We start from the raw sequence: 17408 nt of genomic DNA on the forward strand, positions 1-17408 counted from the left end.
CGTGGATGCACCCTTCCCACGCCAAGCCAAACTCCTAACTCCTAACGCCTGCCAAACATGAATCTCACAGTCGTCAAGGCGATCTTCAAACGCGACTTCATCAGTTATTTCTCGAACCCTACGGGGTACGTGTTTATCTGTGTGTTCGTGATGCTCAGTTCGTTTGCCGCCTTCTGGCCGCCTGCGTTCTTCAACAACAACCTGGCGAACCTCGACCAGCTGAGCAACTGGATTCCCTACATCTTGCTGGTGTTCATCCCGGCCATCACGATGAGCATGTGGAGCGAAGAGCGGCGGCAGGGAACCGACGAACTGCTGCTGACGATCCCTGCTTCCGACATGGACGTGGTGATCGGCAAGTACCTGGCCGGCGTGGCGATTTTCACCGTGTCGCTGCTGTTCTCGATGTTCAGCATCTGGCTGGTGTTCAGTTGGGGATTGGGCAACCCCGATGGTGGTTTGTTCCTCTGCACCTACCTGGGCTACTGGTTCCTGGGCATCGCCATGCTGGCGGTGGGCATGGTGGCTTCGTTCCTCACTAAGAACCTGACCGTGGGCTTCGTGCTCGGCATGGCGTTCAACGCACCGTTGGCGGTGCTCAGCTTTGGCGACTGGCTGGTGAACGATCCCGAATGGGCCCAGTTCATCACTCGCTGGGGCGCTGATGCCCAGTTGGCCGACTTCGAGCGGGGCGTCATCAGCCTGCCGGGGATTACCTACTTTGTGAGCCTCGCGGTGGTGATGCTGTATATCTGCATGGTGCTGATTGGCAAGCGACATTGGGGCACCGGCGAAGATGGCGACAGCCGCTGGGCACACTACCTGGGTCGCGCGCTGGCGCTGGTCATCGTGTTTGGTTCGCTGAACTTCGTGCTGTCGAACTACAATTCGCTGCGGGCCGACGTGACCTCCGAGCAGCTCAACTCGCTTTCCGACTCGACCGATGAATTGCTCAAGAAGCTCCGCAGGAACGACGAGGTCGATACCATCCTGGTCGACGCTTACGTCAGCCCCACCGTGCCTAGCGAGTACGCTGCCCACAAACTGAATCTGATTGGCACCTTGCAGGAAATCGAATCGAAGAGTGGCGGCAGGATTCAAGCCAACATTCACGAGATCGAGAACTTCAGCGAGCAAGCCGAGACCGCCGACACCGCCTTCGGCATTACTCCCCAATCGGTCCCGACCATGTCGCGGGGCGTGATGACCGAAGAAGAAATCTTCATGGGCGTCGCCGTGCGGCATAAGCTCGACAAGGTGGTGGTGCCATTCATCGACAAGGGTATCCCCATCGAGTACGAACTGGTCCGCTCCATCACAACCGTTGCGCAGGACTCGCGAAAGCGCGTGGGCGTGGTGACCACCGACGTCGAACTGTTCGGCGGCTTCGACATGCAGCGGATGAGTTCCCGCAACGAGTCGCAGTTGATCGCTGAACTTCGCAAGCAATACGAAGTGGTGCAGGTCGATCCCAACCAACCGATTACCGACGACTACGATGTGCTGCTGGCCGTGCAGCCTTCGGCCATGGCGCCCGAGGCGATGAACAACCTGGTCGACGCGGTGAAGCGTGGATTGCCGATCGCGGTGTTCGAGGATCCCGTGCCCGTGTTCTGGCAGGTGCCTGGCACCGGCGACCCACGGATGGCTGGCGGCGGCCAGATGGCCATGTTCGGTGGCGGACAGCAGCAGCCCAAGGGCGATATTAACCAATTGTGGGATTTGCTGGGTGTCGAGATGTATCCCGACGAAGCCATCCTGCAGGACTACAATCCTTATCCCGAGTATCCCTTCCCCGCGTTCTTCGTCTTCGTGGACGAAGGCCTTCAAGCGTACGGCGCGCCGCAGCCGTTCAACGAGGAGCAGGAGATCTCCGCCGGCTTCAAGCAGATTCTGTTTGCCGCCCCGGGTTCGCTGCGTCAAGAAGACGGCTCGAAGCTGGAATTCAGCCCGCTGACCGTTACTGGAACACTCACCGCGACCGTGCCCGCCCGCGTGCTGCGATCGCTGCGTGATCCTTCGGCTCTGGTTCGCCAGAATTCGCAGTCCAAGGATTCATATATTCTCTCCGCCCTGATCGAAGGCGAGATTGAAGACACGGACGACCTGACCGACGCGCTGAAGCTGAGCGACGAGAAGGACGACTCGACCGACGCCTCGAAGAAGGCCATCGAGAAGACTCCCATCACCGCCGTGGTGGTGAGCGACATCGACTGCCTGTACGACGAGTTCTTCGCCATCCGCGCCCGCGGCGAGCAGAGCAACTCCAGCTTCTCCGATCTCGACTTTCAGAACGTTGCGTTCGTACTGAACGTGCTGGACTATCTTGCCAAGGACGACCGCTTTCTCGACATTCGCAAGCGGAGCCGGCCCCACCGGGTGCTGACGAAGATCGAGGAAGCCACGAAGAACTCTCGCGAAGAGTCGCGCAAGACTATCGCAGCGGCCCGCAAGGAACTCGAGGCGGCCGAAGAAGAAGCCCGCGCGAAATTCAACGAGACGATCCAGGCCATTGAGAACGACCCCAACCTGGACGATCGTGAAAAAGTGTTCAAGATCCAGCAAGCCCGAGATCGTGGCGAGCGCAAACTGAATCGTACGCTGGAGCGTCTGCAGAACGATTTGCGTCGCGAGGTGCTTCGCACGCAGCGAAAGCTGGAAAAGGATGTGCGTCGCGTGCAGGACCGCTACAAGCTGTACGCGGCCGTGCTGCCACCGATCCTGCCGATTCTGTTGGGCATATTGGTCTACTTCCACCGCCGCAGCAGCGAGCGGGAAGGTGTCTCCAAGACCCGTTTGCGTTTTAACCAAAAAGACCAGCAGGACGCCGCCTAGGGTCGTCACTCGCCCCCCGACGGTTCCTGCTCCCCGACCTTTGACCCCCTTCCTCCCTCGCCATGTCCGAACTCAACAAGACCACCATCTTCTTTGTCGTCGCCCTGGTCAGTGTGACAGTCGCGGTGTTCACGAACCCGTCGGCGCATGAATTCGACGTCGACGATATCCGTGGCGACTTGCTCTTCGAGGAGTTTCCCACCGACGCTCCGAAGCGATTGCAGATCACCACGCGCAGCGAAGAGACCGGCGACCTCAAAGAGTTTGAAGTGGCCGAGATCGACGGACTGTGGAGCATCCCCTCGCGGAGCGGATACCCGGCCGACGCCACGCAGCAGATGGCCGCGGCCGTCGAAGGAGTGGTGGATCGCAAGATCCTCGATGTCATCAACGCCGGCAGCGGCGACCACGTGAAGTACGGAGTGGTCGATCCGCTGGACGCCACGGCCGACGAAGGCTTCGGCACCCACGTGCAACTGACCGGCACCGACGACAAGGTGTTGGCCGACTTGATCATTGGCAAACCAATTGAAGGTCGTGATGGACAATACTACGTTCGCAAGGAGAAGCAGGACGTCGTCTACCAGGTGGAAGTCGACCTCGATAAATTCTCGACCGACTTCGGCAACTGGATCGAGAAGGATCTGCTGGGCCTCAACCCGATGGACGTCTCCCAGGTGTACATCGACGACTACTCCTCCTCGCCCGAGGTCGTTATCAATCGGCAAGGGCAGCTGGAGCAGCGGCTGAATCTCGTGAGTCGGGCGAGGATGCGATTGACCTTCGACGAAGGCGAGAACAAGTGGGAGGCCACGTCGCTCGAGCAGTTCAATAATGAAACGGAAACGTACGAGCCCTTCACGCTGGCCGAGAACCAGACGATTAACGAGGACACGCTTCGCGAGTTGAAGAACGCCCTGGACGACCTGGTGATCGTCGACGTTGAAAAGAAGCCCGATGGCCTGAGCACCGATTTGAAGGCCGGCGACGACTTCATCAACAGTCGCGAGACGGTCATGAGCCTCGCCCGACGAGGATTCCTGGCCACCGCCGATCCCAACAACCCCGCCGGCGGAGTTACCTTGCTCTCCAGCGAGGGCGAGATCGTCGTCACCCAGAAAAACGGCGTCGAGTACGTCCTGCGGTTCGGCGATCTGCAACTCGACGCCGACGCCGCCGAAGGCGAGGAGCCCGCCGCTGCGGAAGTCGCCGCCGGCGTCGACGAGGGCGGCGAGGGGCTCAACCGCTTCCTGTTCGTGATGGCCCGCTTCAACGAGTCGGCCATCGAGAAGCCCACCCCGGAGGAGCTACCCGAGCTTCCTGCGGAGGAAGAGACCACTGAAGAGGCCACCGAAGAGTCCGCAGAGGAAACTAGCGAAGACGAAGCCAGCGGAGAGCAGGCCACCGAAGGCGAAGCCGCTGAACCCGAACCGCCCAAGCCTAGCCGAGAGGAGATCGAAGCCGAGCGCGAGCGGATCAAGCTGAACAACCAACGGGCGCAGGACGAGTACAACGATAAGGTCGAAGCCGGTAAGAAGGCGGTGGAGGAACTCAACGAACGCTTTGGCGATTGGTACTACGTGATTCCTAACGACGTATTCAAGCAGGTCCACCTCGGCCGCGACCAGGTGATCACCACCCCAGAACCCGCCGAAGGCGCCCAAGACGCTGCGGGCAGTGATTCTAACCAGTCGCTCTTTGGCAACCCAGGTGCGATGATTCCCGGCCTGCCAAACATCCTCGGCGGTGGCGGCGGTGCCGAGCAACCGCCCGCCGAACAGCCCGAGGCCGAGCAGCCCACCACAGAGCAGCCCGAAGCTTCCGAGCAGCCCGAAATGGAGGCTCCAGCCGAGACCGAACCTGCTCCGGAGACGGAATCCGACGCAACAGCCGAGGCTGCCCAGGCGGATACTCCCGCTGAAGCCGATGCTCCTGCTGAGGCCGACACTCCTCCCGAGGGCGAAGAGTAAGACTCTTCACTCGCCTGAGCCCAAGCTCTTCCGCGCGTTACGACGCAGCGACTTGGATGCGATTCTCGAGTGGTCGATCGCTCAACTCTCGCGCTTCATGCTGCGCGAGCTGCTTGGCGTGAAAGCTGGTGCAGATGCCGCTGAGTACGACACCCTGCGTGGTGACTTCGACCTCGAGATCACGGACACGGCGGTTCAAACGCTGCACGATACGGTCGCGGATAGCCTGGCATAGGTCGCTGGTGGTGACGTGACTGGCGATAACTGTAGCTCCTTCGTAAAAACCGCCTGGGTTGTCGTCTGACAACTGCCAACCGCCTCGCACCACGCTGGTAGAAATGCGTCTTGCCATGGCAGAACCGTCCCTGTAGTGGGCAAACATCTTCCGGTCGATGCTCGCCGTGGAGACTTCGCTGAAAGGATCAATCTAGGGTTAATGCGTAGGGTTTGTCAACGCAACTTTGCAACGATTCACTTTGCTGGAATGAATATCCACTTACTTGCCGTTTCACTTGTCGCCCAGCTTGCCTTGCTTACGAAGGTACGTCACTACGCGATCGGCAAGTTCCTCGGCCGACAACTCCCCACCCGGAAGAGTTAGTTCGGCTGCCTCCGGCGATTCGTACGGGTCATCGATTCCCGTGAAGTTCTTGATTTCGCCCGCGCGGGCCTTTTTATACAGGCCTTTGGGATCGCGCGACTCGCAGATCTCCAGCGGCGTGTCGACAAACACCTCGACGAAGTCGCCCGATGCTAGCATCTCGCGCACCGCCTGACGATCGCGCCGATAGGGGCTCACAAACGCGGTTAACGTCAGCAACCCGGCCTCGCAAAACAGCTTGGCCACCGCGCCGATCCGGCGAATATTTTCTTCGCGATCTTCTTGTCCGAAACCCAGCCCAAACCGCTCAGCGAACTCGGCGCCGTGCCGCTCGGCTAGCATCTGCGGCGTCGCGTTCAGCCCGTGACGCACGTTGTCGCCGTCCAGCAGGTAGGTCCGCACGCCTGCTTGGAACAGCTTCTGCTCCACCACATTCGCCACGGTGCTCTTGCCAGAGCCCGACAGCCCGGTGAACCACACCACGCACCCCCGATGCCCATTAAGCTGCTCCCGCTCGTCGCGAGATACCGAGTGATCGTGCCAAACTACTTTAGGATCGGACATATTCTATAAATGACGAATGACGAAGTACCCAATGACCAATGAACGTCGGCGAGCCAGCAGCGTCACCGCCCAGAGTGACTACCGTACACGCATCTATTCCTCTTTGACAACCACGCGTTCGCTACGGCTCAGTGCGAGGTCAATCAGCTTTCTCAAACCAACAGAAGCTGCCTCGGACCAGCAATGGTCGCAGAAGTACAAACCCTGTTCCGTTACGGTCGCATCGAATGCCCGCCAACCTTCCTGATTCGTCGGATTATCGACCCCGGCCAACCACTGTTCCAACTCCCGTTCCGGCACCGCCCCACACTCGATAAAGTACTCCTTGCCCATTCATTCACCCCCAACACCTACTCACCTGCTCTACCTACTCACCTACTCCACCTACTAACCACTCACAACCGAATATCCTCATCCCACAGCCCGGCCAGCTCGCACAGGTTGGCGTTCATCACCGGCTGCGGGCAGCTCCATACCAGGAAGAACAGCGCCTCGCGGCACCACCGCCCCACGGGATGGCCGGCCAGGTAGCCTGCCCCCTTGGCGGCGGCCAGCGCGGCTTGCGTGGTGCGGAGCACCAGGCTGTTGGCTTGTTGTCGCAGCCACTCGTTGCTGCACCGCGCTTCGCCCTGGGCGACGCTCATCAGGTCCTCGACCACGCCTGCCAGCTCCGCGGCCAAGGCCTCCTGCGACTCGCGCAACTCTTCGCGTTGGAGCGATTCTTGTTTCATGTAGTCAATCGCCGCGCTCGCCAGTCCAAGTGCGAGTGTCGATGTCTCATGCCCTCCCGGGCGCGACGCCCGGCCAGCGGCCATCACGTTCTCCAGCGGCCCGGCGACCAACCACTCGTCGCTCACCGTGACGCCATCGAAGAACACGCGCCCCGTGTGGCTGTGCGACAGGCCGACCAGCTTGGCCGGCTCGTCGGCGCGGACTCCGGCATCGGAAGTCGGCACGAACGCCAGAATCTGTTCGTTGGTTGGCTCGTCGCCATCCATCACCACCGCGCCGGTCAGGATGCACCGCGCGTGGTCGCCGCCGGTGACCCAGGGCGAGAACCCGTTCAGCACCCACCCGCTGGGACCTTGCGTGGCCGTGAGTACCGGCTTCTTCAGATGGCGATGGCTGGTGGTCAGATGCGAGATACCCACGGTCGCGAAGTTCTCGCCGCTGGTGAGCATCGGCAGCACGCGGCTCTTCAGTTCGTCGTTCTCCCCGGCCGCAACTCGCCGGCAAGCTCCGGTCCGCTGCGTGATGATGAAGGTGGTCGTCAGGTCGGCCGCCGCCAGGGCGAGGTAACCACGCACCACGTCCAGATCGCTCCAGTCCTGCCCGCCGCAGTATTGACCATTGATGGCCTCCGGCAGAAACCACTCGTACACGCCCGCCTCGCCGCACAGCCGCAACTGCTCCGCCGGCCACGCCCCGGACAGATCGGCCGCATCGGCCTTCGCAGCCAACTGCGCACAGAGGTCCGCCAGGGCAGGGGAGTCGGGCGAGGTGATGCGGTCGATGCTCATGGGATTACCAGTGTAGTTGGCCCGTGGGCCGGGAGTTTTGTCGCAGCCAAATGTCGCAGCGCCGCGGCAAAACGATTCACTGCGACTTTACTCGAGTGGTTTTGTCGCACCTGAGTTGAAAAACACCCTCAAAAAACAGCCGAAACCATTCGGGGGGTGCGACAAAACTCAGGCAGTTGTTGCGCTCGGTTCACCGCAGGTGCGACAAAACCCAATTCAGTGGCAAGTGGCGAGAGGGCGGCGCATCAGCATTCGACCCATCGCGCACCGCCCCTCAATCACTATTAGATCAAATCGCTGTACGATTTCTACAGCCGATTTTTGACACTCTCGCAGCCACGGAGTGGCGACCGCGCATAGCCTGGGACGCCAGTCTCAGGGACACGTGCGACTATTCTCCAAAGCCACGGAGTGGCGACAGCGACGCTAGCCGACATGTTCCTGCTCGAACACATATTGCGGGTCGTACTCGATGTGATGCCGCTTGAGCAATTCAATGAACTCCTCTTTGAAGCTTCTTTGGCGATGTGCTGGCCATGGCTGCTAACGCCCCCAGGGCAAATCAAGCGAACGAAAGAAGAGTATCAGCCTAGCAGAATCTGACGTGGTGTTTGCTGTCGCCACTCCGTGGCTTTGGAGAACAATCACATGTGTTCCTGGGACTGGCGTCCCAGGCTATGCGCGGTCGCCGCTCCGCGGCTGCAACCTACCTCGGCCACACCGTCTTGGCCAAGCTGGTGAACTCGCATGCCTCCTGTCTCAAGCTACACCGACAACCGGCCGAATTTGAGGTTGCTGCTGCCTCGGGGTGAATTGACCCGGTGAAGCTCGGGCGACAATGTCCGCTCGCCGTTGGGGGTACAAGCAGTGAAGGTGTGACGCTTCGAAGTACCACGCCGGGGCAAGCCAAGCGGGGCCGCCAAGTCGCCGACGTGATGTAGACTCCAGGGAGGCCCACACGGCTTGATAGTTTTCATTACTGCGCCAAAGTACAATGGGCGTATGTCGTCGCAGAGATTCGTACATTTTGAGACCACGAGTTGGTCCGACCTTGCGTCGCTGAGTGGCCCCGACGCCGATTCGGCGTTGGCTGCGCTGTGCCAGAAGTATTGGCAACCGCTCTACGCTTTCGCTCGTCAGAGATTCTCCGACGTCCACCGTTGCCAGGATCTGACGCAAGGTTTCTTCGAACACATCTTGTCGAAGAATACGCTGCGACATGCCGACCGCGATCGCGGGCGGTTTCGTACTTTCCTTTTGGCTGCCTTCAAGAACTACATCTCGAATGAGAATGCTCGTGCAACTACAAAACGGCGCGGCGGAAACCTCCTTCATATCCCGCTTGACTTTGAAGAGGCGGAGCGAGCATTTCTAGACGCCCGAGTCGACCATGCGACGCCGGAAAAGCAGTTTGACCGCATGTGGACGCTAAAGTTGATTCGCGATGTGCGCGAATCGCTTCGGACGGTTTACGAGCAGCAAGGACAATCTAGTCAATTCGATGTGCTGGAGCCCTTTCTGGTTCAGGGCGCGACATCAAGCCGTCAAGAAGCTGCGGCCCAACTCAATCTCACCCCGGCGGCTTTTCGAAAATCGGTTTCGCGGCTGCGGGGGCGTTTTCGCGAGCTCTTGAAAGCCGAGGTGGCGCTGATAGTTCACGATTCCGCCGATGTCGAGGACGAGATTCGACAGATGTTTCAATCCCTCAGCTGACTGGGTCTGCTCTCCGCTCCGAAGCTTTTTCAAGAAAAACCAGTCACGGCTTTGGAGAACGCCGGTAGGTATTTCGGAATCGAAAACCTCGGGAAACTTACCAATGACTGATCAACAATCCACGTCCAAGACATCGAAGTGCCCACAATGCGGAGTGGAACTCGCCAATCCGCATGCGGAACTTTGCCCCGGCTGCCTACTCCAAACGGCGGCCGAGGTGTCGTCCCTTGAGCTGGATGAAGACGAGAACACCGAGGCTTTTGAATCGGGGGCAGGCTTTACGCCGCCAAAACCGTCCGAGCTCAGCGGCCAACTGCCAGGATTGCAAGTCCTGGAGTTGATCGGTCGCGGCGGCATGGGAGCTGTCTATACCGCCCGCCAGGAGCATCTGAATCGCGTTGTCGCTGTCAAGGTTCTCCCTAACGAGGTACAGAACGACCCTGGCTTCGGAGATCGTTTCGTCCGCGAAGCACAAACGCTCGCCAAGCTCAATCACCCCAACATCGTCACGGTCTACGATTTCGGCCGCGCTGGCGACCTGTTCTATTTCGTCATGGAATATGTCGATGGTGTCACGCTTCGTGACTCCATCGCGGCCGGCGGAGTCACGCCTGAGGAGGCTCTTCGAATCGTACCCGTACTCTGCGAAGCGTTGCAGTACGCGCATGACGAAGGCGTAGTGCATCGCGACATCAAGCCCGAGAACATCCTACTCGACCGGCGCGGCCGCATAAAAATTGCCGACTTCGGGCTCGCCAAGCTGCTAGGGGGCTCCGAGCAGCCACCCAATCTGACGCGCACCCATCAAGTGATGGGCACGATGAATTACATGGCGCCCGAACAAATGTCAACCAGCAAGCAAGTCGATCATCGAGCAGACATCTATTCGCTGGGAGTGATCTTCTACGAGTTGCTGACCGGAGAGATCCCCAAAGGGTGGTTCGCTCCTCCCTCGAAGAAAGTGGCAGTGGACGTGCGAATTGACGACGTTGTACTGCGCGCGCTGGAGTCGGAGCCAGAGAAACGCTATCAACACGCCAGTGAAGTCAAGGCCGACGTTGCGCAGCTCGCCTCCGACGCGAGTGTGCGATTGACTTCCGGCGACAAAACCAATTCGGGCGAAATCCGGCTGCACAAGCTACTAGATGAAACGAAGTCGAACAACCGACGACTTCAGCAATGGACGCTCTCTCTGGGGGTCGGATTACTGTTACCGGCGCTCTGTTACGTTGTGACGAGAAGCTTGCCGATCTACATTCCTCTCGCCCTGGTTGTGGTGTCGGTGATCCTGGGGTGGATCTCGTCGAGGCTGAAACGAGATCAGGTATTCGAAGCCACTTACAAAAGCCACACGATTCGGCTCGACAACACCAGCTTGTGGGCAGAACGCCTGTTTCTTGACGACGGACTTGTCAAACGAGGCGGCTTTGGCGCGAAAATGGAGTTTCGATTTCCCATCAAAGCCGGCGATGGGCTTGGCGATGAGATCGTTGTGTGGTTCGATGCAGGATCCACCAGTTGCCGCTGCCGCATGGAGGTTGAAGAACGGCTGTAATATACCCGGTCAAACCGCCTTTGAATTGCGAGTTTGCGCGCCGCGCGTAGGATCTCTCCTGTCGCAAGCGACACTGACAATCGGCCGGATCTAACCACATTTCGGCGTGTCACGCCAAAGGAAGCTTGGCTCAATGAATCGTCAAAGGCCTGATCTATACTCGGCTATTCTCTCATCGGAACAGTTCTCGAAATCGGCCATAAGTCGTCGCAATTGATCCACGTTCGATAAAGCGATCTGCTCTGCAAAGTGGATGGCTTCGTTTGCTTCTTTTTCTCCGCCACCGTATTCCCATACGTGAAGTTCAATCATGTCGAAAACTGCAGTGTCCAGCGACGCAACAACTCTATATTCTTCGGGACACTCAATGTACCACGCAACTACCCTTTCAGTGCCAACATCTACCGCATAAATCTCTTCCTGGTGCTGCCATAGAGGGAGGAGCATTAGTTCGGCGAATGCTGGCCAGTTACCGGGTTGATCGGGGTAGCCCTGCAAGTAGAAATTTGACGGCTCAGTGAAGTAATCCTCGAACGGCCCCAACTGCAAACGTCCCGTGAGAAGTTGCTTCAGTTCGTTCCGAATTCTAAGTCCGTTTATGAATTCGAACCGTAGATGATGCTCAATGTGCATTTGACTTGCTCCGAATCAGCGTGCGTCCCGTCATTCTAATGGAGCGCAATTGACTTCATCGATCTAGCCAGCAACCTACCTCGGCCACACCGTCTTGGCCAAGCTGGTGAACTCGCATGCCTCATGTCGCAAGCGACACCGACAACCGGCCGTATACAATTCCCCAAGTGGCAAGACCGCCCGGTTGTGGTAAATGACGAGGCAATCCAAGACCCAAACACCCAATGATGAACGCTTGCGCGTGTATTGGGTATTTGGGTATTTCGTCATTGGGTGTTTCACCCAGTCATTTCTTGCTCCGCCACGATGGGCAGTAGCGTACTTGGACGCTCACGCACCGAATCGCCGCTGTTTGGTTCGATGCGTCCCAAGCCGGAGAGCACTTGTTCGAGCATCGGGCGCATTTGGCTGATTTGCTTCAGGCGGATCACGGCGTTCCACAGGCCTTCGAACTTCTTCCAGCCTGCTGCGTAGGCGAGGTGGCGGCCGCGCTGGGGCCAGGTTGGCTTGGTGGCCGCGGCAGTGAAGAGATTCTTCCACGTGTAGAACTGGCGGTACGAATCCCAGTAGCCGGTCTCTAACTCACCAGGCGTCATTCGTGCGGGGCGGAACACCGTGTGCCGGGTGTCGTACTGGTTCCACCGCGAGTGTAGCAGTCGGCCCTCGCGCTCCATTCGCTGGTAGAGTCCCGTCGAAGGGTAAGGCGTGAGGATGTGGTACGTGGAGGTTTCGATGCCCTGGCGGACGCCCCACTCGACGGTTCGATCGAACACCGACGTGTCGTCCTGGTCCATGCCGAAGACGAAACTGCCGTTGATCATCACGCCGGCGTCGCGCACACGCTGGATGGCGGTGGTGTAGTCGCGGTCGAGGTTCTGCGTCTTGGCGTGGTCGGCCAGATTCGCCGTGTCGAGCGTCTCGAAGCCGATGAACAAGCTTCGCAGGCCCGCGGCGGCCGCTTTCTCGAGCAAGCCCGGCTGCAAGATGGTGTTCACGGTGGCCGCCGCCTGCCATAGCCGCCCCATGCCTTGCATGCCGTCGAACAGTGCGGTCGCGAATCGGCGGTTGCCGAACAAGTGATCGTCGAGGAAGTACAAGTGCCTGCCCGGCAGGCGGTCGATCTCGGCCAGGGCGTCGTCGACGGTTTGCGTGTAGTAGCCGCGGCCTCCCTCGAAGAACGCGTCCTTGTAACAGAAGTCGCAATGGTGAGGGCAGCCCCGCGACACGACGATCGAGTTGGGCACCAGGTACAAGTGCCGCTTGATCAAGTCGCGGCGAATCTCCGGCAGCCCAACGAGCGTGCGCACCTTCGACTGGTAGCGCGGTTGGGGATGGCCGCTGCGAAAGTCGTCGAGGAACTGCGGCCAGATGTCCTCACCCGGCCCGAGAAAGATACTATCGGCATGCGCGGCCGCTTCGTCCGGCAGCGACGTGATGTGCAGTCCGCCTAAACAGACGTACGAGCCCCTCGCGCGGTAGTGATCCGCAATTTCGTACGCCCGATAGGCGGAGGTAATGTACGCCTGGATGACTACCACGTCCGGCTCGTCGTCCAGGTTCAATCGTTCGACGTGTTCGTCGTGAATCGTCGCTTCGTCGTCGTCGCTTAAGTAGCCGGCCAGCGTCGCTAGCCCCAATGGGGGGAACAGGCTGTACTTCACCGGCCGAAACAGCGGGCTGGTCGCCTCGGTCAGTGCGGGCAGGATGAACTTGAACTTCATGCGTTTAGGCGAACTCCACCTGCATCGGCCTCCGCGCATAGGACTCGCACCCCGGCGCTAAGCCAGCACACCGACCATCAGTACGCTCTAGGCGATCTCCACCGACTACTACGCTGCTAGCAGTGAAGGGTTCGAAGGCAAGTGGAAAAAAATTGAGTAGATTCTGAACTCACAAATCGGCATCGCGATTTTTGATATTTCTATGGTCCACGGCGAACATACATCACCTACAATGACGGCGACTCGATGACCGTCTTTGTGTACTTCGATCAAGGGAGGGCGCTATGCGTTTTCGAAGGTTGGCAGTTGTGATGGTTGCGGTGGGGGTGAGCGCGACGTTGGTGGCGAAGCAGCCGAGTGAGGAGCCCGCGCCGGCGGCGATGGAAAGCACGTTGTACACCAAGCCGTACGAGGCTACAGAGCACGGCGCCTATCCGTTGCCGAAAGGGCTCGAGTGGAAGGTAATGCCGCGGTACGTGGGCATCACGGAGCGCGGCGAGCGAATTGTCGACGATCGGGTGACGCTGATTCTGGTCGACGAAGAGAAGGGTTTCTGGCCTGTGATCTCCAAAATGTCGCTGGAGGAAGCTCAAGCCCTGCACAAGAAGCTCGGCGAGGTCATTGCCGAAAAAGAGGAGGCCGAAGGCGCGAAGGACAAGAAGGTCGACAAGGCGGAAAAAGCCGAGGAAGAGCACGCCGCGGAAGAAAAGGTGACGGAGGACGAGTAGCCGTTTCCTTCAAGTAGTACAATGCACCCAGAGCCAAGGTTGCTCCGAAGGAGGTGCATCATGCGCGCGATGGTGTTGCGCAAGCAAATGACGAAATACCCAAACACCCAATGACGAACGATTGTCTGTTACATTGGTCATTGGGTATTTCGTCATTCGTCATTTAAGCAGGATGCGCTATGGTTGCCTCGCGAATCACACTGGTCACGCTCGGCGTGGCGGATATTGCCAAATCACGAGAGTTCTACGAGCGGCTCGGTTGGCGGGCGTCCAGTGCGTCGAACGAAAGTGTCGTGTTCTTTCAATCCGGTGGGACCGTGCTCGGGCTGTACGGGCGCGAAGCACTTGCAGAGGACGCTGGCATCGAGAACACTCACTCCACGTTCGACGGAGTGACGCTGGCCACCAACTACAACTCACCCGAAGAAGTCGACGCGGCGTTCGCCCACGCGGTCGCCAACGGTGCGACGCCCACCAAACCGCCCGAGAAGGTCTTCTGGGGCGGCTACTCCGGCTACTACGCCGACCCCGACGGGCATCTGTGGGAAGTGGCCCACAATCCGCTGATGGAGTTAAATGCGTCGGGGCATATGACGCTACCGGAATAGTGCACTCGGCATACCGTGGTTTCCAAGAACTAAACCGTGAGGTGGCAACTCCTCAAGGCTGCCACTAAAGCACCATTCCGGTTCCCGACCTTTGGGCAAGCCAACCGAAGACAAGAATGTGGTGGTTGCATGGGAAAGGCCGAAATTGGATAGAGTTGAGTAGGTCACTGACCCCTTTGGCCACGCCCTCTTGTATTCGTCAACGTCGAGCATTGTTTCGTTGTCCACCTTGAAAACCGTGTCAGGCACTCACGTCCACTCGTACTACTGGCAAACGGCCAACTACTGTTGTTGTTCGAATGCCTTGGCTTCTTCACGGTTGTAGTCAACCATTGCCAGAAAGAACTCATCAAAACCTGGGAAGCTGTCGATTAGTTGACCGGCCACCCAGAATACCTCGCCCGGTCTAGATGTCGACCGTCGGCCGATCACCATCACGTCGATGCTGTCTTGAGATACAGCAATTGGAAGTACTTCGGAGGCGTCCAGACCGCACACAGATCGAAGGTCTTTGAGCGAGTCAAGTAACTGACTTGCCTTCTTGTAAGCATCCCCACTAACCAGATCGTTGGTTCCAAACAAGTCGATTGTCTGGAAGAGGCAACGCCATCCGTTGGCGTAGCCCAAGAAGCTGCGATAATGGGGGTCGATACTCTCTCCAATGTTTTGTTCGGCAGCTCTGATTTGATCTTCGGTCGCTGCAATCTCTGGTAGATGAAGCGGCCAAAGACCTTGGATGTCAAGCTCGGCGACCCTCTCCTTTACCAAGTGAGCAAGCGCAATCTGCTTTCGCCAGTCATCCATCACAGCTTACCCTCAGGATTCGACCGCCGAACGCGTCCGCTGGACTGCCCGGAATCGTGGCCAATTGCAGTATCTCAGCTTAATATCAATCTTCAAGGAGAGACAAGTGGCGGTAAACCAGCAGTGCGCCCGGTGCCACACAGAATGGTGCGAACCTACCCGTCCAATCTGGTGTCCGCTCGCGACAGGGTTTACTCTACACGTTTTCTACTCTGGTGGTGCGCCATGGGCAGCTCGCATGGAGATTTTGTCAAATATCCGCGGACGCCGCACCTGTTTGGGTCGCGTGGCACCGATGACGATAAGCACTTGGGCGAGCGCGATTCGTTGGCGATGATCGCCGACGGGTCGCTCATCGTCGAAGAGAAGCTCGACGGCACGAACGTTGGCATTCACTTCGCCGACGGCGAGCCGGTGCTGCAGTGTCGCGGCCACCTGATTACCGAGGGAATGCACCCCCAGTACGACCTGTTCAAGCAGTGGGTGATGGTCAAACGCCACGTGCTCCAGGAGCGGCTTGCGGAGCGGTACATCCTGTTCGGCGAGTGGCTCTACGCCCGGCACTCGGTGCACTACCGGCGGCTGCCGCACTACTTTTTCGAGTTCGACATCTACGACAAACAAGCCGGGCAGTTCCTCTGCCTCGCTCGGCGACTGGAGCTCATCGACGGAACCGGCGTCTGCACGGTGCCCGTGGTGCATCAGGGAGCGATCGATCGTAGTGGACTGGAGCAACTGATCGGCCCGTCGCAGTACGATAGCCGGTTCGACAATCCTACGACTGGCCAGAGTGACGACCTGATGGAGGGTTTGTACCTTCGCACCGAGGTCGAGGGAGCGGTTGTCGCGCGGGCGAAGGTCGTACGGCCGGAGTTTGTGGAGAAGATCAAGCAGAGCACACATTGGCAGCACCAGCAGATGGTGCCTAACCGTCTGGCCGACGGAGTCGACCTGTGGACATGAACTGGCAACAACTCGAAGCGCTCCCGCCGAGCGAAGTGGTTGACTGGGCCGCAGACGAGCCTTGGGCGCAAGCGATGCGCGCCTGCAACCAGGACGCCGAGTGGCATGCCGAGGGCGACGTGTGGACGCACACCAAGTTGGTCTGCGAGCAGGTCGCCGCGCTCGATGAGTGGCCCGACCTGTCGCCGCGCGAGCAGACAGTGTTGTTGTGGACCGCTCTGCTGCACGACGCGGCCAAACCGCTCACCACCACGATCGACCCGGTAACCGGACGGACCACTTCGCCCAAGCACGCGGTGAAAGGCGAGCACCTCGCTCGCGGCGTGCTGCGCGACTTGGGCTGCCCGCTGCAGCTGCGCGAGCAGATCGTGCGGATGGTCCGCTTCCACGGCCGCCCAGCATTTCTGTTGGAACGCGACCAGCCGGCGCACGAGGTGATTCGCCTGTCGTGGATGGTGTCGAATCGGCTGCTGTACTTGTTTGCGCTCGCCGACACCCGCGGGCGGAGCACCAAGGAGATGACGCGCCCCGAGGAGAATCTGCACCTGTGGAAAATGGTGGCCGAAGAGAACGACTGCTTCGGCAAGCCGTTCGGCTTTGCGAACCCGAAGGCGCGGTTTGTGTTCTTCCGCAGCGAGTCGCCCGACTTGTTCTACGTGCCGCACGAGGCGTACGCGTCGACCGTCACGATGGTCGCCGGCCTGCCGGGCAGCGGCAAGGATTACTGGGTCGCAGCCCACCGCGCCGACGTGCCGATGGTGTCACTAGACAGCCTGCGCAGCGAGTTGGGCATCGACCCGACCGACAACCAGGGGCCCGTTGTCCAAGCAGCCAGGGAGCGGTGCCGCGAGCTATTGCGCGCGGGAACATCGTTTGTGTTCAACGCGACGAATTTGCTGGTGATGACGCGCTCGCGGTGGGTCGATTTGTTTGCCGACTACGGCGCGCGGATCGAACTGGTTTACGTCGAACCGCCGCTTGAGGTGATCCTCCGCCAGAACGCCGCGCGCTCTGCGCCGGTGCCAACCCATGCCATCCATCGGCTGCTAGGCAAACTGGAAGTGCCAACCTGGCGGGAATGTCACGAGCTTCTTTTGCTCGCACGCGCGGAGTGAGGACTCGTAAGTTTACCCGAATTCCAGACCAATAGGTAAACGTCTCCGAATCACCCGATACGGGCGCCCGTGCGGTAT

The 17408-nt window shown here is 59.3% G+C and carries 15 protein-coding genes; 8 read left to right on the forward strand and 7 right to left on the reverse strand.

Annotated features, from left to right (window positions below):
• Positions 1-57: 57 nt before the first annotated feature.
• Together ACQK2L_RS10330 and ACQK2L_RS10335 are read left to right on the forward strand one after the other, a co-directional pair.
• Positions 58-2835, forward strand: a complete 2778-nt coding sequence (locus ACQK2L_RS10330; RefSeq protein WP_425396879.1) for a Gldg family protein — start codon at positions 58-60, stop codon at positions 2833-2835.
• 62 nt (positions 2836-2897) lie between these two features.
• Complete coding sequence (locus tag ACQK2L_RS10335) at positions 2898-4805, forward strand: DUF4340 domain-containing protein (RefSeq protein ID WP_425396880.1); 1908 nt, start codon at positions 2898-2900, stop codon at positions 4803-4805.
• Positions 4806-4842: 37 nt separating this feature from the next.
• Here ACQK2L_RS10335 and ACQK2L_RS10340 read toward each other — a convergent pair whose 3' ends face one another.
• The 4 genes from ACQK2L_RS10340 to ACQK2L_RS10355 all read right to left on the reverse strand — a co-directional run bounded on the left by ACQK2L_RS10340 (position 4843) and on the right by ACQK2L_RS10355 (position 7490).
• Positions 4843-5157 carry a BON domain-containing protein gene (locus tag ACQK2L_RS10340; RefSeq protein ID WP_425396881.1) on the reverse strand — a complete coding sequence of 105 codons (315 nt, stop codon included), beginning with the start codon at positions 5155-5157 and terminating at the stop codon, positions 4843-4845.
• Between the two features lie 156 nt (positions 5158-5313).
• The gene (gene cysC, locus ACQK2L_RS10345) at positions 5314-5970 is read right to left on the reverse strand and encodes an adenylyl-sulfate kinase (RefSeq protein WP_425396882.1); all 657 of its coding nucleotides are present in this window, start codon (positions 5968-5970) and stop codon (positions 5314-5316) included.
• Positions 5971-6063: 93 nt separating this feature from the next.
• A complete protein-coding gene (locus tag ACQK2L_RS10350; protein ID WP_425396883.1) occupies positions 6064-6303 on the reverse strand; it encodes a hypothetical protein in 240 nt (79 codons plus the stop codon).
• 62 nt (positions 6304-6365) lie between these two features.
• Complete coding sequence (locus tag ACQK2L_RS10355; protein WP_425396884.1) at positions 6366-7490, reverse strand: acyl-CoA dehydrogenase family protein; 1125 nt, start codon at positions 7488-7490, stop codon at positions 6366-6368.
• Positions 7491-8687: 1197 nt separating this feature from the next.
• Between ACQK2L_RS10355 and ACQK2L_RS10360 the strand changes: the two genes are divergently transcribed.
• Positions 8688-9203, forward strand: coding sequence for a hypothetical protein (locus ACQK2L_RS10360; protein WP_425396885.1), 516 nt, complete (start codon positions 8688-8690; stop codon positions 9201-9203).
• A gap of 103 nt (positions 9204-9306) precedes the next feature.
• A complete protein-coding gene (locus ACQK2L_RS10365) occupies positions 9307-10758 on the forward strand; it encodes a serine/threonine protein kinase (RefSeq protein WP_425396886.1) in 1452 nt (483 codons plus the stop codon).
• Positions 10759-10899: 141 nt separating this feature from the next.
• On the opposite strand, the gene ACQK2L_RS10370 is transcribed toward ACQK2L_RS10365, so the two are convergent.
• Positions 10900-11391 carry a hypothetical protein gene (locus ACQK2L_RS10370; protein ID WP_425396887.1) on the reverse strand — a complete coding sequence of 164 codons (492 nt, stop codon included), beginning with the start codon at positions 11389-11391 and terminating at the stop codon, positions 10900-10902.
• Positions 11392-11669: 278 nt separating this feature from the next.
• Positions 11670-13112 (reverse strand): B12-binding domain-containing radical SAM protein, encoded by a 1443-nt coding sequence (locus tag ACQK2L_RS10375; protein ID WP_425396888.1) that lies wholly within the window; start codon positions 13110-13112, stop codon positions 11670-11672.
• A 284-nt stretch (positions 13113-13396) separates the two neighbouring features.
• Here ACQK2L_RS10375 and ACQK2L_RS10380 point away from each other — a divergent pair, with 284 nt between their 5' ends.
• Positions 13397-13840, forward strand: a complete 444-nt coding sequence (locus ACQK2L_RS10380) for a hypothetical protein (protein WP_425396889.1) — start codon at positions 13397-13399, stop codon at positions 13838-13840.
• Between the two features lie 179 nt (positions 13841-14019).
• Positions 14020-14448, forward strand: coding sequence for a VOC family protein (locus ACQK2L_RS10385; protein ID WP_425396890.1), 429 nt, complete (start codon positions 14020-14022; stop codon positions 14446-14448).
• Between the two features lie 282 nt (positions 14449-14730).
• Here ACQK2L_RS10385 and ACQK2L_RS10390 read toward each other — a convergent pair whose 3' ends face one another.
• The gene (locus tag ACQK2L_RS10390) at positions 14731-15252 is read right to left on the reverse strand and encodes an SMI1/KNR4 family protein (protein ID WP_425396891.1); all 522 of its coding nucleotides are present in this window, start codon (positions 15250-15252) and stop codon (positions 14731-14733) included.
• Between the two features lie 225 nt (positions 15253-15477).
• On the opposite strand from ACQK2L_RS10390, the gene ACQK2L_RS10395 reads away from it, so the two are divergent.
• Both ACQK2L_RS10395 and ACQK2L_RS10400 read left to right on the forward strand, forming a co-directional pair.
• Positions 15478-16215 carry an RNA ligase family protein gene (locus ACQK2L_RS10395; RefSeq protein ID WP_425396892.1) on the forward strand — a complete coding sequence of 246 codons (738 nt, stop codon included), beginning with the start codon at positions 15478-15480 and terminating at the stop codon, positions 16213-16215.
• On the forward strand, positions 16212-17330 hold the full coding sequence (locus tag ACQK2L_RS10400; protein WP_425396893.1) for an AAA family ATPase: 1119 nt from the start codon (positions 16212-16214) through the stop codon (positions 17328-17330). Before ACQK2L_RS10395 ends, ACQK2L_RS10400 begins: the two co-directional genes overlap by 4 nt.
• Positions 17331-17408 lie beyond the last annotated feature (78 nt).

The sequence above is a fragment of the Aeoliella sp. genome (assembly GCF_965227375.1).
GTDB lineage: Bacteria > Planctomycetota > Planctomycetia > Pirellulales > Lacipirellulaceae > Aeoliella.

Coding starts and splice junctions, on each gene's coding strand:
- ACQK2L_RS10365 (WP_425396886.1), top strand. CDS start 9,307: ATGACTGATCAACAATCCACGTCCAAGACATCGAAGTGCCCACAATGC.
- ACQK2L_RS10375 (WP_425396888.1), bottom strand. CDS start 13,112: ATGAAGTTCAAGTTCATCCTGCCCGCACTGACCGAGGCGACCAGCCCG.
- ACQK2L_RS10330 (WP_425396879.1), top strand. CDS start 58: ATGAATCTCACAGTCGTCAAGGCGATCTTCAAACGCGACTTCATCAGT.
- ACQK2L_RS10395 (WP_425396892.1), top strand. CDS start 15,478: ATGGGCAGCTCGCATGGAGATTTTGTCAAATATCCGCGGACGCCGCAC.
- ACQK2L_RS10350 (WP_425396883.1), bottom strand. CDS start 6,303: ATGGGCAAGGAGTACTTTATCGAGTGTGGGGCGGTGCCGGAACGGGAG.
- ACQK2L_RS10370 (WP_425396887.1), bottom strand. CDS start 11,391: ATGCACATTGAGCATCATCTACGGTTCGAATTCATAAACGGACTTAGA.
- cysC (WP_425396882.1), bottom strand. CDS start 5,970: ATGTCCGATCCTAAAGTAGTTTGGCACGATCACTCGGTATCTCGCGAC.
- ACQK2L_RS10340 (WP_425396881.1), bottom strand. CDS start 5,157: ATGGCAAGACGCATTTCTACCAGCGTGGTGCGAGGCGGTTGGCAGTTG.
- ACQK2L_RS10385 (WP_425396890.1), top strand. CDS start 14,020: ATGGTTGCCTCGCGAATCACACTGGTCACGCTCGGCGTGGCGGATATT.
- ACQK2L_RS10335 (WP_425396880.1), top strand. CDS start 2,898: ATGTCCGAACTCAACAAGACCACCATCTTCTTTGTCGTCGCCCTGGTC.
- ACQK2L_RS10390 (WP_425396891.1), bottom strand. CDS start 15,252: ATGGATGACTGGCGAAAGCAGATTGCGCTTGCTCACTTGGTAAAGGAG.
- ACQK2L_RS10380 (WP_425396889.1), top strand. CDS start 13,397: ATGCGTTTTCGAAGGTTGGCAGTTGTGATGGTTGCGGTGGGGGTGAGC.
- ACQK2L_RS10355 (WP_425396884.1), bottom strand. CDS start 7,490: ATGAGCATCGACCGCATCACCTCGCCCGACTCCCCTGCCCTGGCGGAC.
- ACQK2L_RS10400 (WP_425396893.1), top strand. CDS start 16,212: ATGAACTGGCAACAACTCGAAGCGCTCCCGCCGAGCGAAGTGGTTGAC.